This is a genomic window from Flavobacterium paronense (assembly GCF_030409795.1).
Classification (GTDB): Bacteria; Bacteroidota; Bacteroidia; order Flavobacteriales; family Flavobacteriaceae; genus Flavobacterium; species Flavobacterium paronense.
In genome coordinates this window covers 1,581,252-1,596,271 of sequence record NZ_JAUFQN010000019.1, presented here as the reverse complement: position 1 = coordinate 1,596,271, position 15,020 = coordinate 1,581,252, and the positions used below count along the sequence as shown (strand labels likewise).

10 protein-coding genes are annotated in these 15,020 nt (G+C 34.4%); 5 read left to right on the top strand and 5 right to left on the bottom strand.

The window, feature by feature from the left end:
- Positions 1-203: 203 nt before the first annotated feature.
- Positions 204-1,199 (top strand): IS110 family RNA-guided transposase, encoded by a 996-nt coding sequence (locus tag QWY90_RS08310; protein ID WP_290284411.1) that lies wholly within the window; start codon positions 204-206, stop codon positions 1,197-1,199.
- Between the two features lie 534 nt (positions 1,200-1,733).
- Here QWY90_RS08310 and QWY90_RS08305 read toward each other — a convergent pair.
- Positions 1,734-2,483 (bottom strand): hypothetical protein, encoded by a 750-nt coding sequence (locus QWY90_RS08305; protein WP_290285404.1) that lies wholly within the window; start codon positions 2,481-2,483, stop codon positions 1,734-1,736.
- Positions 2,484-3,113: 630 nt separating this feature from the next.
- Here QWY90_RS08305 and QWY90_RS08300 point away from each other — a divergent pair.
- Positions 3,114-4,109, top strand: coding sequence for an IS110 family RNA-guided transposase (locus QWY90_RS08300; protein ID WP_290284411.1), 996 nt, complete (start codon positions 3,114-3,116; stop codon positions 4,107-4,109).
- Between the two features lie 535 nt (positions 4,110-4,644).
- Here QWY90_RS08300 and QWY90_RS08295 read toward each other — a convergent pair.
- The 4 genes from QWY90_RS08295 to QWY90_RS08280 form a co-directional block, all read right to left on the bottom strand.
- Complete coding sequence (locus QWY90_RS08295) at positions 4,645-5,124, bottom strand: hypothetical protein (RefSeq protein WP_290285403.1); 480 nt, start codon at positions 5,122-5,124, stop codon at positions 4,645-4,647.
- Positions 5,125-5,739: 615 nt separating this feature from the next.
- Positions 5,740-6,951 (bottom strand): hypothetical protein, encoded by a 1,212-nt coding sequence (locus QWY90_RS08290; protein ID WP_290285401.1) that lies wholly within the window; start codon positions 6,949-6,951, stop codon positions 5,740-5,742.
- Positions 6,952-8,403: 1,452 nt separating this feature from the next.
- Positions 8,404-8,784, bottom strand: coding sequence for a RidA family protein (locus tag QWY90_RS08285; protein WP_290285400.1), 381 nt, complete (start codon positions 8,782-8,784; stop codon positions 8,404-8,406).
- Between the two features lie 80 nt (positions 8,785-8,864).
- The gene (locus QWY90_RS08280) at positions 8,865-11,528 is read right to left on the bottom strand and encodes a putative LPS assembly protein LptD (RefSeq protein ID WP_290285399.1); all 2,664 of its coding nucleotides are present in this window, start codon (positions 11,526-11,528) and stop codon (positions 8,865-8,867) included.
- A 133-nt stretch (positions 11,529-11,661) separates the two neighbouring features.
- Between QWY90_RS08280 and QWY90_RS08275 the strand changes: the two genes are divergently transcribed.
- The 3 genes from QWY90_RS08275 to QWY90_RS08265 are packed head-to-tail and all read left to right on the top strand — an operon-like array spanning position 11,662 to position 15,013.
- A complete protein-coding gene (locus QWY90_RS08275) occupies positions 11,662-12,801 on the top strand; it encodes an N-acetylmuramoyl-L-alanine amidase family protein (RefSeq protein ID WP_290285398.1) in 1,140 nt (379 codons plus the stop codon).
- Between the two features lie 17 nt (positions 12,802-12,818).
- Complete coding sequence (locus QWY90_RS08270) at positions 12,819-14,006, top strand: N-acetylmuramoyl-L-alanine amidase (RefSeq protein ID WP_379691943.1); 1,188 nt, start codon at positions 12,819-12,821, stop codon at positions 14,004-14,006.
- A gap of 50 nt (positions 14,007-14,056) precedes the next feature.
- Positions 14,057-15,013 (top strand): MlaD family protein, encoded by a 957-nt coding sequence (locus QWY90_RS08265; RefSeq protein ID WP_290285397.1) that lies wholly within the window; start codon positions 14,057-14,059, stop codon positions 15,011-15,013.
- Positions 15,014-15,020: the final 7 nt, after the last annotated feature.

Here is a 15,020-nt window from a genome sequence, read left to right as displayed (position 1 = left end):
TAGTTTGCATTAATAAAATATTGATTAATTTAACCTAAAAGGAAACGGGTGAACTAAAACGTTTCGTAGGGTCGTGACCTGTTAGCGGCATCAGTCCCGTTTCCCCTTTAGGCTCTTGCTAGTACTAGTTGGAATGATGGGTTTTGAGGCCCTTTAAAGGCGATAGCACAGCAAGTTATTTTAATAATCTTAAAAACAAATGTATGAAAAAAGTAAAAGAAACCATTGGCATTGATGTATCAAAATTAACTTTAGATGTTTACCTTAAAACCACCAAAGTGCATCAGCAATTTAGTAATGACAGTAAAGGTTTTAAACAACTTATTAGCTGGTGTAAAAAACAAAAAGTGAATCTAGACGAGACTTTATTTTGCTTTGAACACACGGGTTGGTATTGTTTGTTGTTGAGTTATTTTCTTTACGAAAACAAGTATGCTTATTGCTGTGTGAATGCTATAGAAATCAAACGTTCTATGGGACTAAGACGCGGCAAGAGCGACAAGGCAGATGCTTGGGAAATAGCCAACTATGCCTGGCTTAGAAGAGATGAATTAGTTCCTTCAACACCACCGGCGAAGAAGCTAATCGAACTGCAGAGAATGATGAGTTTGCGCGAACAATTAGTCAAACAACTCACCGCAAGCAAGAACCTTTACAAAGGCATGCAGGATTTGGTTAGTGATGAAGTAAATGATGTTTCAATAGTTATCTTAAAAGAAAACATGGTTCAATTAAACAACCAGATAACAGCTATTGAAAAAGCAATGAATGAGCTGATAAAAAATGATGAAACCATGATTAACAACTATAAACTCTCCAAAACAGTCAAAGGAGTCGGAATGGTACTGGCAGTTCAAATGTTGCTGCATACCCACAATTACACCCGCTTTGAAAGCTCACGACAGTTCTCAGCGTATTGTGGCTTGGTGCCTTATCCTTACCAATCCGGAACCAGTATTCACGGTCGACATAAGATTCATGGGATAAGCGATAAAAAAATGAAGAGTTTGCTGTCAATGTCAGCTATCAGCGCCATTCAGCATGATAAAGAACTCAAATTGTATTACCAGAAAAGAGTTGAAGAAGGTAAACCAAAAATGGTAGTGTTAAACATCATCAGAAACAAAATCGTATCACGAGTATTTGCAACAGTTAACAGAGGAACGCCTTATGTAGAAATAAGTAAATTTTGTGCTTAAAAATTTGGATTTGATCTTGGAATGCTGCTTCTCGTCAGTTGCGAAGTTCGGAACGAATTATTTTCTGTTAAAGATAAAAATTCTAGCGGAACGCAAATGTGAATTTTAGAAAAATTCGCAATTGCGAGAAACAGCTGTTGTGCGTTCGGTTTAACAACCAACTTTCCCGACACAAAAATGAACTTAGCCGAGAAACGTTATTAGATTCCAAACTAGTTATTGTTGAATTCTTTTACAACCAGAATAATTACAAAAATACAGTTGAACACAACTCAGAAACGTTATTCCATTACCGATAAGATTTTCAGAATTTTTAGCAATAAAAACTAAACTTCAAGAGCTCAATTTCCTGTTACAGTTTAAGTTCAAATTTACCGAGTTTTTTCCGCAACGAAACTGACGCACAACGTTCCGCGGCTTCGCGACAGTTGCGATGCCAGCGAACGGATTATTTTCTGTTAAAGATAAAAGTTCTTCGTGAACACGTAAAAATAAAAACCAGCAATTGCGCGAAACCGCTGTTATGCAACGTTTTTATTTTTTCTTGAGTTTTATTTCAATCACGCCATTCTTTCCTTTTTCACCATATTTTTCAATGGCACTTTTCTCTTTCAACACAATAATAGAATCTACATCTTCAGGCTTTAAATCTGTTATGAATTGTTCATTCACTTCTTTTCCTTCTACGACGTAAAGTGGTTTAGGCTTTTCCTTTTCCTTTTCATAATATGAATAGCAATCAGAAATAATATCTATTCCTTGTATAAGTTGTTCAGAATAATATTTCTGGTCAACGGGATACCTTGGATTTCTGTTTTTATCGATTCTAACATAAAAATTAAGTTTGTCATCTTTTTTAATTCCCCAGTAATCTGAACAGTTTCTTGAAGTCCAAGAATCCAAAGAATCATATTTTTTTAAAATGTCAGAAGCCTTTAAAGTTTTTACTTCAATATAATTTCCATCTGGTAGATATCCTTTAAACTCTCTTGTTAGATGGATTTTTGCAATTGCATTGTCACGAGAATCGTATTTTTGGAAAATTACACCAGGAAATAGCTTACTCTCATATCCAATTCTGTTTTCAAATCTGCCATCCTGAACAAAGCCATCTGAACATAAATCCATTTCTTCGAGTTTGACTTGCTTTAATTCTGAATCTAACATTTCTAAGTCATCAATTGTCAGTTCACATAACTTGAAGTTCGAAAGGTCAACATTATTATTTTGAGATAATGTTCTAATAGAAATAAACAGTAGAAATAGAATTGATATTTTTCTCATAAGCAGATTTTCTAAAATGTTGCATAACGTCCCGCTGCTTCTCGTCAGTTGCGAAGTTCGGAACGAATTATTTTCTGTTAAAGATAAAAATTCTAGCGGAACGCAAATATGAATTTTAGAAAAATTCGCAATTGCGAGAAACAGCTGTTGTGCGTTCGGTTTAACAACCAACTTTCCCGACACAAAAATGAACTTAGCCGAGAAACGTTATTCGATTCCAAACTAGTTATTGTTGAATTCTGTTACAACCAGAATAATTACAAAAATACAGTTGAACACAACTCAGAAACGTTATTCCATTACCGATAAGATTTTCAGAATTTTTGGTAATAAAAACCAAACTTCAAGAGCTGAATTTTCTGCTACAATTTAAGTTCAAATTTACCGTGTTTTTCCGCAACGAAACTGACGCACAACGTCCCGCCTTTAGTTTGCATTAATAAAATATTGATTAATTTAACCTAAAAGGAAACGGGTGAACTAAAACGTTTCGTAGGGTCGTGACCTGTTAGCGGCATCAGTCCCGTTTCCCCTTTAGGCTCTTGCTAGTACTAGTTGGAATGATGGGTTTTGAGGCCCTTTAAAGGCGATAGCACAGCAAGTTATTTTAATAATCTTAAAAACAAATGTATGAAAAAAGTAAAAGAAACCATTGGCATTGATGTATCAAAATTAACTTTAGATGTTTACCTTAAAACCACCAAAGTGCATCAGCAATTTAGTAATGACAGTAAAGGCTTTAAACAACTTATTAGCTGGTGTAAAAAACAAAAAGTGAATCTAGACGAGACTTTATTTTGCTTTGAACACACGGGTTGGTATTGTTTGTTGTTGAGTTATTTTCTTTACGAAAACAAGTATGCTTATTGCTGTGTGAATGCTATAGAAATCAAACGTTCTATGGGACTAAGACGCGGCAAGAGCGACAAGGCAGATGCTTGGGAAATAGCCAACTATGCCTGGCTTAGAAGAGATGAATTAGTTCCTTCAACACCACCGGCGAAGAAGCTAATCGAACTGCAGAGAATGATGAGTTTGCGCGAACAATTAGTCAAACAACTCACCGCAAGCAAGAACCTTTACAAAGGCATGCAGGATTTGGTTAGTGATGAAGTAAATGATGTTTCAATAGTTATCTTAAAAGAAAACATGGTTCAATTAAACAACCAGATAACAGCTATTGAAAAAGCAATGAATGAGCTGATAAAAAATGATGAAACCATGATTAACAACTATAAACTCTCCAAAACAGTCAAAGGAGTCGGAATGGTACTGGCAGTTCAAATGTTGCTGCATACCCACAATTACACCCGCTTTGAAAGCTCACGACAGTTCTCAGCGTATTGTGGCTTGGTGCCTTATCCTTACCAATCCGGAACCAGTATTCACGGTCGACATAAGATTCATGGGATAAGCGATAAAAAAATGAAGAGTTTGCTGTCAATGTCAGCTATCAGCGCCATTCAGCATGATAAAGAACTCAAATTGTATTACCAGAAAAGAGTTGAAGAAGGTAAACCAAAAATGGTAGTGTTAAACATCATCAGAAACAAAATCGTATCACGAGTATTTGCAACAGTTAACAGAGGAACGCCTTATGTAGAAATAAGTAAATTTTGTGCTTAAAAATTTGGATTTGATCTTGGAATGCTGCTTCTCGTCAGTTGCGAAGTTCGGAACGAATTATTTTCTGTTAAAGATAAAAATTCTAGCGGAACGCAAATATGAATTTTAGAAAAATTCGCAATTGCGAGAAACAGCTGTTGTGCGTTCGGTTTAACAACCAACTTTCCCGACACAAAAATGAACTTAGCCGAGAAACGTTATTCGATTCCAAACTAGTTATTGTTGAATTCTGTTACAACCAGAATAATTACAAAAATACAGTTGAACACAACTCAGAAACGTTATTCCATTACCGATAAGATTTTCAGAATTTTTGGTAATAAAAACCAAACTTCAAGAGCTGAATTTTCTGCTACAATTTAAGTTCAAATTTACCGTGTTTTTCCGCAACGAAACTGACGCACAACGTTCCGCAGCTACACGAGGTGCAAGGCTTCGTGACTACATATTTTCTATTTAAGTAAAAAGTTCAATGCGAAACGGCAATTCCACAAAATCCTTGCATCTTGTGTAACTGCTGTTGGCAGATAGCCCATTATTCTAATTCCTTTAGTTTTTCTACTAACAAATCTATATTTTCTTTTTCAAAACCATAATCTCTTTCTTCTAAATTTAATTTTTTCTTATTATTTTTCCATATTCTCAAAGTCCATTTTCCACCACTCCTTGAAGCAATTTTTTTATATTCATATTCCAATTCTTCAAATGGAATAATATTTTCACAGTCTTTTTTTAATAAAGTAATATATTCAATTCTCAACCTATTATTTTCATAATCTATTTCAATTTTTTGGTAAATTTTTCTAGATAAAACATAAACAATATAAATTATTGATATTCCAAAAAAGAAACCATCTGCAAAAGGTATTTTATTTCTTAGATTATGTCTTAAAACTGGAGCCAAAAATTCGGCTGAAACAAAAAATGCAATTCCAATTAAAATCATAAAAAACAAATCCTTTCTTGTGTGTTTTCTATTTGGTTCAATTATTATGTTTTCGTTATTCAAATTCATCAAATTCATCGCATTTTAAATTTTCACCGAGATTTTCTGATTGGGTTTCTGCCAACGTTCCGCGGCTACCCGCAGTGCCTAGCCCTATGGGCGGCATTGCGGGTAACCGCTGTTGTGTGCTGTTGCTTGTTCTCTGCTAAGATAACAAAAACAGTTTACAGTTGCCGCTCTCGGAAGCTTGATAATTGATTTTAGATAATTGTCTCCTATCAGACCGCAATGATAGGCGCAGTTGTATAAAATCTCAGCGCTATAATTTTACGGCAATAATTTAGAGTTAAGTAGTTATAATAAAAAAATTTGACTTTATCAATTTTTTCTTATAACTTTGGCAAGCCTTTTAAGCGTCTTCGCTTTGAAAATGAATTTTCAGCAAATCCCACTTTGCAAGGCTTGACGAAAAAGTGGCTACTTTTCCGTTACTTAACTCTTTCCTTTTCCGGTTAAATTTTAGCGATAGTTATCAGGTTACGTGGCGTGCAATTGCACACAACGTTTCGCGGCTTTGCGCTGTAGCGGCAAGTTAAGGATAAATGTAATAAGAAATTTTGATGTTCTGAGTATTTTCCAAGAAAGATAAAACTAGCTATAGCGCAAAACCGCTGTTGTAGGCAGTTATTCCACTTCACTATATGAGCCAAATTCAGCGTCAATATTTTCAATTTCTTTGAGTTGAAATTTTGCAATTCCTAAACCAAGAGGAAAATATGGATGTGCATTATCATAGTCATAAAAAAACTCAATTACTGACAACGAGGAAGAAATGGTTTTAAAAATATCTTTCTCTAATAATTTATTATATAAATCTGAATCTAATTTAGTTCCGCTTTCAATAGTCTTTTGGTGAACAATTTCATTCCTAATTTTTTCAAGTTTTTTAAACTTTAACCAAAATTCTTGTTCTTTTATATCATCAGTTTTTAAGACAATAGGCAAGATTTCACAAATTTTTTGAGATGTTGAAAGCCATCTTTCAATATTCTCTTTTGTCCATGACTCTTTTATTTTTCGGTCATTTATTTTTTCGTAAATGTAATCTTCTGGTATTGCAGCATTGGCAAACGATTCTACAGCTATGTATGCGAAAATTATACTTGTTGTAATAGATTCAAAATATTCATATAACACGTCTTTGTCATTTTCTGATAGCTTGATTAGTTTTTCACTGCGATTTTCTAACAGCTTGATTAATTGTTTTTGGGATTTTTTATAAGCCTTTTTCATTAAGCTTAGAGATAATGAAATATTGTTTGGCGAAAAATAAATTATGCTTTTGTCTGCGTGTTTTGCTTGTTTCCCCTTTCCAAAAAAATATATTTTGTTAGTGTCTTTCGCATGAAGTTTAATACTTCTCTCATCTCTAATATCATGTTTAAACCAATTTTCGTCTTGATTTCCTCCAAACTCAAAGGTATGATTAAAGCTTTCAAAATACTTGTTCTTTTTCAAAATTTCTTTAGAAAAAATATTTAGAAACAATGCTCTTGGTTCTAATATTTCCTCCTTGGAATATATTGTTTTTAAATCTTCATTGTTAATTAGATTCAGAATTTCAATGTCTAAAAGAATAATTTTATTTTCCGTTAGTCCCAATATTAAAACGCCAAAATAAATTAAGTCATACTGTTCGTTTTTAAAATATGGAGTTTTTATAAATATGGTTTCTTCAACGATGAAAAATGTTTCTTTATCATCATAATCTCTATCTCGGAGCCATGACCAATTTTCAGGTAAGTTCCTCTTAATTGAATCAAAATATTTCTTGAGGCTAACATTTTTAGCTTTACTTGAAATAGTTAAATCGGTAAATCGTATTTTCTCGTTCATGCAGAGTTTATAATTGCCTACAACGTTCCGCGGCTACCCGCAGTGCCTAGCCCTATGGGCGGCATTGCGGGTAACCGCTGTTGTGTGCTGTTGCTTGTTCTCTGCTAAGATAACAAAAACAGTTTACAGTTGCCGCTCTCGGAAGCTTGATAATTGATTTTAGATAATTGTCTCCTATCAGACCGCAATGATAGGCGCAGTTGTATAAAATCTCAGCGCTATAATTTTACGGCAATAATTTAGAGTTAAGTAGTTATAATAAAAAAATTTGACTTTATCAATTTTTTCTTATAACTTTGGCAAGCCTTTTAAGCGTCTTCGCTTTGAAAATGAATTTTCAGCAAATCCCACTTTGCAAGGCTTGACGAAAAAGTGGCTACTTTTCCGTTACTTAACTCTTTCCTTTTCCGGTTAAATTTTAGCGATAGTTATCAGGTTACGTGGCGTGCAATTGCACACAACGTTCCGCGGCTACCCGCAGTGCCTAGCCCTATGGGCGGCATTGCGGGTAACCGCTGTTGTGTGCTGTTGCTTGTTCTCTGCTAAGATAACAAAAACAGTTTACAGTTGCCGCTCTCGGAAGCTTGATAATTGATTTTAGATAATTGTCTCCTATCAGACCGCAATGATAGGCGCAGTTGTATAAAATCTCAGCGCTATAATTTTACGGCAATAATTTAGAGTTAAGTAGTTATAATAAAAAAATTTGACTTTATCAATTTTTTCTTATAACTTTGGCAAGCCTTTTAAGCGTCTTCGCTTTGAAAATGAATTTTCAGCAAATCCCACTTTGCAAGGCTTGACGAAAAAGTGACTACTTTTTCATTACTTAACTCTTTCCTTTTCCGGTTAAATTTTAGCGATAGTTATCAGGTTACGTGGCGTGCAATTGCACACAACTTGTATATACCCGAAACAAACATTCGCAAAGCCAACCAAATTCAGTTGTATATGCGAATGTTTGTTTCGCTTTTATTCTTTCTCAAATATATTAAATAATTCTTACAAATCATCAATGGGATTCTTATTTTTTGTAAACTTTTAGAGAGTTGACAGCTACCTCTACATTCCGCTAGTTTTAAGTTGATAGTCGCTATTTAGCAGCTGTATTGTAGTAAAAGATAGTATTATATTTTAATACAATTTAAGGTATAAAGGCTTTTTCAGCTTCTTTTTAACTTGTTTTATATTGGTTCGATACTGGTTCGATAAAGGGTCTATTTTGCCAATGCGTTACCGAACCAATATCGAACATGTATCGAACAAACTACGAATATTTATAGAGCAAAGGGACAGTAAAGGACAATATCGGACATTATCGGACATGCCAATTAAAAAAAGGGATGCAAAAAGAAAAAGGAATTGACAATGAAAACAGCCAAGTGCTGCATTCTTTTTTCTTTGCTCTTTCTTCTTTCTTCTTTCCTTTTTCCTTTTTTTCCTTTTTCTTCTTTACTTCACTGCCACCATAGAAATCTCCACATTCACGCCTTTTGGTAAACCAGCTACCTGAACCGTTTCGCGTGCCGGTGCAGTCTTTTCGTCAAAGTAGCTTCCGTAAACCGAATTGATAGAAGCAAAGTCGCCCATATTCATTATAAAAATTGTAGTTTTTACCACATTATCAAAAGTCATGTCTGCAGCTTCAAGCACAGCTTTCATGTTTTCCATAACTTGTTTGGTTTCGGTTTTAATATCATCCAAAACCAATTCCATGGTAACAGGATGCAATGCTATTTGCCCGGATGTATAAAGCGTATTGCCAACTAAAACCGCTTGGTTATAAGGACCAATAGGTGCTGGCGCTTTGTCTGTGTAGATTATTTTTTTCATGGTTGTCTGTTATTTATCTGTTCTCTGTAGTATTTATAACTTAGGCCGATAACCGATAACCAATAACGGATAACCGATAACTATCTTAAAGTTCTATCCGCCTGATTACGTTTATCCCATTTGATATCGCTTAAAACACCTGCCTTTATTCCGATAAAGAATCCCCAATAGGGATTGTCTCCAAATGGTACCCAATTAAAATCCATTCGCCAACTTAGCAAATCCCTCTCAAATCTAAATTGAGTAAATGTAACACCTTCTTGTACAAAATCATACCCTGTTGAAACACCGATTTTCCATTTGGGAGTCAAGTCGGTATTCACAGAAACCATCAACGAGTTCCCGGATATTCTTTTCTCCCGGTTCGTATTGGAATAAGTTAATGAGTAGGCGAGCGTCATATCCCAGGGCAGCTCATACTTAAAGAACTCGGTTGGTTTATCGGGTTCCTTGTCATCTTCTTTAAATTGACTTTGCCTTCTGTCGCCCAAATCGGTATTGGTACCAAACAAGTCATCTTCTCTTCCGCCATTTCTTGTGCCTTGTGTGTTTTTCTTTTCTTCGCCACCAATATCTTTGCTGGAGAAAGCATAGTTCACAGTCATATTTGCGCTGGTCATTCTAAACAAACTTCCACCGTTGTCAATGTTCCAGGTGTTGATTCGTTTTCCGGCATTGTTAATGGCATAAGGATCAAGAGTTGCACCAAAATTTAAATTCATCTTTTGCTTAAAGAACTGTGTTCCGCCGCTCACACGCATCGGAGACCATTTTAATGAATCAGCCGTGATGTCATAACTGGTTGAGAAATTCAAGTTATTTAACAACATAATTTTTTTCAGTTCTGTTTTGGTAGAATCTTTGTCGGTTACTTTGGCTTCAAAAGTATTACTAAGATTGAAACTTAAATTGTTTGACATTGCTTTACCAGGTGCACCAAAAATTCCGCCATCAAATCGAGTATATTCTTTTATCATGGTGCCACTGCCATCCGAATCATAAGTGTCATAGTATTTTGAAAAACTCGGCGTGTAACTATAGGAAACATTCGGACGCATAACGTGTCGGAGTGATTTTATCTTTTTGTCTTCTCCAAAATTAAACGTTCCATAAACAGTTGTTCCCAATCCAAAAGAAAAGTTATAGGTTCTAAAAGCGTCAAACCCCTGTATAACATTATCAACAACTTTGTTTTGTGTGGCGTCAAATTGTCTTTTGATTGTTTTTAAATACCAAACCTCGTTATAATTTAATGAAGTAGTAGCACTAAAATATTTGAAGACTTTAAAATTAGTACTTAACGGAATGCTGTGTTGAAAACCAATTTTAGCATCCTTAAACATTTGTGGTTTAAAGAAAAGGGAATCATTAGTTTGAATTCTGTTTTCTCCTCTAAGGTTATATTGTAAATTTATGTTCTTAAAAAAACCTTTTTTAACACCGTCTTTTGAAACAAACGGATACATTCTGTCAACGCTTAAAGTCATCGTTGGCAAGGTCATACTGATTTGTTCCGTATTGGTATTTTGCGAATGCGAAGCGGCCAGGGTTAAATTGACTTGTGGAATTGAGTTGAACGTTTTAGAGTAGGATATCGATGAGCTTAATTGATTATTCAGGTTAGAACCTACATTGACCTGATTTATGGATTGTCGGAAGAACTTGCTGGTTCCAAGGTTAACAGAAGCAGTAAAACGGGAGTTTGGATTAGACTTCGCATCTTTAAAATGCGACCATTGGATGTTATAATTATTGCTTTTTGCATAATCGGGATATCCTCTTTCGCTAGTAATTTGATTTTCAATTCTAATAGTTATATTGCCATGAAACTTGTACATTTTAGCATAAGAAGATTCAAATCGCATAGCATAACTACCATTGGTGAAATAATCTCCCAAAACAGCCAAGTCATAGTTATCGCTTAACGCAAAATAATAACCTCCGTTTTGCAATGAAAAACCTCTGGTATTACTATCATTATAACTTGGAACAATTAATCCGGAACGACTTTTTTCAGTCATCGGGAAGAAAGCAAAAGGCAAGGCTAAAGGTGTTGGTACATCAGCAATCACCATATTTGTAAAACCAACCACTACTTTTTTCCCCGGAACCAGTTTAACTTTATTCGTTTGAAAATAATATTCAGGGTCATCAATGTCTTTGGCTGTGGTAAATCGGGCGCCTTTCATAAAGTAAACCGAATCGTTTTCTTTCTTGGTGATTTCGGCCTTTACTTTAAACTCGCCTTGGTCTGTTCTCGAATTCCAAACCAATGCTTTTTTAGTTTTAAAGTTAAACCGTATGGAGTCGGGCTCCACTATATTAGTACCTTGCTTAAAAACCGGTCTTTGCGTGTAAGCTCCTGTAGAATCTTTTATTCTGCCTGCATATATTTCACTTTTTTGGTAATCAATTACAATAATTCCAGATTTGAGTTCAATATCCTGATAATAGACTTCGGCTTTGTTGTAAAGGGTAATTAGCTTCTTCTTCTGATCGAATTTCTCGAAGTCAACGGCCTTTCTTTTGATTTTACTTTCCAATAAAGGCTTTTTCTTGAGACTGTCAGGCACTTTAATTTCGGTAACTTCTAAGGTAGGTTCGCTACTGGTTTCAGACTTAGTTTCCTGATTTTTAGGAGGGAAAGATTTGGTTTGCTTTGGTCGCTCTTGTGAATATGTTTTTGCGTTTCCCAGTGTTAGGAAAATTGTTAAAAAAACGATATAAAATAAGTTTCTTTGCAAAGGTTTAATGCTATTTTTGTAGAAATATGGCTTGATTTTTGACGAGGCAAACTTAAACAATTTTTCCGGTCAAAAATAAGGAAATATTGGTATTATAACCTTTAGGTTTTAATTAAAATTAACTTTTGAGTCGATGAGATTTATAAATAATATAAAAACCTGTTTTTCAGTACTCTTTCTTTTTAGCATTTTGAATAGTTTAGGACAGACAGCTTCTAATAAATTTACAATAGTGTTAGACGCAGGTCACGGAGGAAAAGATCCCGGGAATTCCTATCACGGTTATGTTGAGAAAGACATTGCATTAAAAACTACACTTAAAGTGGGTAGGTTTCTTGAAGGCGAAAAAGATTTCAATGTTGTCTATACTCGCAAAACAGACGAATTTATAGAATTGGTGAACCGTCCAAAAATAGCCAATAAAATTAATGCTGATTTATTTGTTTCCATTCACTGCAACTCGGTTAAAAACTTTGAGCCCGAGGGAACTGAGACTTTTGTAATGGCACTTAACAGAAGTGATATGAATATGGAAGTTGCCAAAAAAGAGAACTCCGTAATTTTATTAGAAGACAATTACAAGAAAACCTATCAAGGGTTTGATCCTAATAAACCGGAAACATTAATCGGATTAACGATAAAAAAAGAACAAAATCTTGACAATAGTATTGGTTTAGCTTCAGCAATTCAAGATAATTTTACTACTAAGTTAGACAGAAAATCACGTGGGATTAAGCAACAGCCTCTGTGGGTTTTAGATGCTGCAGTAATGCCGGGTGTTTTAATTGAGTTAGGATTTTTATCTAATAAAGAGGAAGGTGATTACTTAAATTCAGACGATGGGCAAACCGAAATGGCAAGACAAATAGCCAATTCAATTATACATTATAAAAGGGAATATTTTAACGAATCGGATACTAACGACTACAATAAACCGGTGGTTAGAACTTACAAACCTGAGCCAAAATCAGAGCCAAAAGAAGTTGTAGATACTGTAATTACTAAACCGGTAACTACATCAGCAGCCATTTCGGAAAAAGGCATTTATAAAATACAGCTTTTTGCCAGTTCAAGAAAGAAAGACTTATTCAATGATTTCAAAGGATTAAGGGATGTTTCATTTACGTTTGAAAATAATCTTTACCGCTATTATTATGGGAAGTCATATGATTTAGACTATGCAAAAAAAATGAATAGCGAAGCCAAAAGCCATGGATTTAAAGATGCGTTTATTGTGGTGTTTGCTGACGGAAAAGTTTCAGCAGTTAAATAATTAATTAAAAGTATATTTTGAAAGTATTAAAATCAATTAGAGTAATAAATATTGCAATCGCCATCTTATTATTCATTTCTACAAAAGTTCATTCTCAGGAATTCAAAGTAACACTCGATGCCGGTCATGGCGATCATGATTATGGTGCGGTTTATCACGGTCATATTGAAAAAAACATCACCTTAGCAGTAGTGTTGAAAGTAGGTAAAATTTTAGAAAAAAATTCTAGTATCAAAGTGATTTATACTCGAAAAACGGATCAGTTTATTGATTTGGTAGAACGTGCCAATATAGCCAACAGAGCTGATGCTAATATCTTTGTTTCAATTCATTGTAACGCTAATCCAAACAATGCTGCTGACGGAAGTGAAACCTACGTAATGGGTATGTCAAAAAACGCTTCCAATCTCGAAGCGGCCAAACGGGAAAACTCCGTTATTACCTTAGAGAAAGATTACAAATTAAAGTATGAAGGATACGACCCAAAATCGCCTGAATCACTTATTGGTTTAACCATTACACAAGAAGAGTTCTTAGATAACAGTATTGCTTTAGCTGGCAAAATTCAAAACTTTTTTATTGATGATTTGGGTAAAAAAAGCCGAGGTGTAAAACAAGCGCCTTATATGGTTTTGCACAAAGCGTACATGCCAAGAGTTTTAATAGAAATGGGTTTTATTTCCAATCCTGTTGAAGGTGCAAAATTAGATTCGGAAGAAGGGCAGCAAGAAATAGCACAAGCCATAGCCAATGCAATCATCAGTTACAAAAAGGAATATTTTGGTGCTAGCGATAGTGATACCATGATTAAACCATCCCAAAAAATGGAGCCAATAAAAATTCCTGATTCAATTGAAAAGAAAACAGCAATAAAAACTCCTGAAGTTAAAAAAACACAAGCAAAACCAGAGATTAAACCTGAGACTAAGCCAGAAGTTGTCGCTTCTGGAATTGCGTCATTCAAAGTGCAACTTTCGGCAAGCGGAAAAAAACTAGAGCTTGTCCCTAGTAATTTCAATGGCTTGAGTGCTATTTCAATAACCTCGGAAGGAACTTTGTACAAATATATGTACGGAGAAACGACCAATTATGATGAAGCAAAACGATTATTATCGGAAGCCAAAGCCAAAGGATATTCATCAGCCTTTATAATTGCTTTTAAAAACGGCAAGAAAGTATCGGTCAAAGACGCATTAAAGCAATAATAATAAGGAGTTTTAATTATTTATTTTAACTTTGCCAAAAAAGATTTACATTGAAAATCACTAGAGAAATCAAGACCGCAATTTTAGTAATTGCATCTATTTTATTATTTATTTGGGGTTATAGCTTTTTAAAAGGAAGAGATTTACTTACCAATTATAAAACATTCTATGTTCAATATGACAATGTAGAAGGTTTGGTAAACTCTGCACCCGTAACTATTAATGGATTAATTGTTGGAAAAGTTAACAAGATTGATTTCCTTAATAATTCAGGAAAAGTAAAGGTTGAACTTCAAATCAAATCGGATTTTCCTTTTTCAAAATCAAGTATTGCTTCTATCTACGAACCCGGATTAATTGGTGGTAAACAAATCATGATTACACCAAATTTTGAAGATAAATCAGTTGCTGAATCCGGAATGTTATTAAAAGGTGATGTCAAACCAGGCTTAACTTCTTTAGTAGCAGAACGATTAACTCCACTACAGGAAAAAGTGGAAAAAATGGTGGTTTCTGCAGATGTATTATTAAAAAATGTCAATTCAATTCTAGATTCAAAAACCAAAGAAAACTTAAAAAACAGTATTGCTAATCTTGATGCGACTTTAGCTGAATTCAAAGTGGCTTCTACTTCGGTAAACGAAATGTTAGCTGAAAATAAAGGGAAAATCAACTCAACGATGGCAAATGTGGATAAAGCTTCCGCAAATTTTGCTAAAATATCGGATTCAATATCCAAAGCAAATATTGGTAAAACGGTTAAAAGTTTAGAAAAGACATTGGCTAGTGTTGATAAAATTATGTCAGATGTACAAGCCGGAAAAGGAACTTTAGGTAAACTTGCCAAAGATGAAACGATGTACAATAATTTTGCTAAAACATCTAAAGAATTAGAATTATTACTGCAAGATTTACGTTTAAATCCAACTCGATATGTAAACGTATCGTTGTTTGGAAAGAAAAACAAACCTTATAAAGCGCCTGTTAACGATACTATTAAAAAGTAACCCAAAG

Excerpts from the sequence above, each read along its gene's own strand:
- QWY90_RS08305 (WP_290285404.1), bottom strand. The coding sequence starts at position 2,483 with ATGAGAAAAATATCAATTCTATTTCTACTGTTTATTTCTATTAGAACA.
- QWY90_RS08275 (WP_290285398.1), top strand. The coding sequence starts at position 11,662 with ATGAGATTTATAAATAATATAAAAACCTGTTTTTCAGTACTCTTTCTT.
- QWY90_RS08310 (WP_290284411.1), top strand. The coding sequence starts at position 204 with ATGAAAAAAGTAAAAGAAACCATTGGCATTGATGTATCAAAATTAACT.
- QWY90_RS08295 (WP_290285403.1), bottom strand. The coding sequence starts at position 5,124 with ATGAATTTGAATAACGAAAACATAATAATTGAACCAAATAGAAAACAC.
- QWY90_RS08290 (WP_290285401.1), bottom strand. The coding sequence starts at position 6,951 with ATGAACGAGAAAATACGATTTACCGATTTAACTATTTCAAGTAAAGCT.
- QWY90_RS08300 (WP_290284411.1), top strand. The coding sequence starts at position 3,114 with ATGAAAAAAGTAAAAGAAACCATTGGCATTGATGTATCAAAATTAACT.
- QWY90_RS08285 (WP_290285400.1), bottom strand. The coding sequence starts at position 8,784 with ATGAAAAAAATAATCTACACAGACAAAGCGCCAGCACCTATTGGTCCT.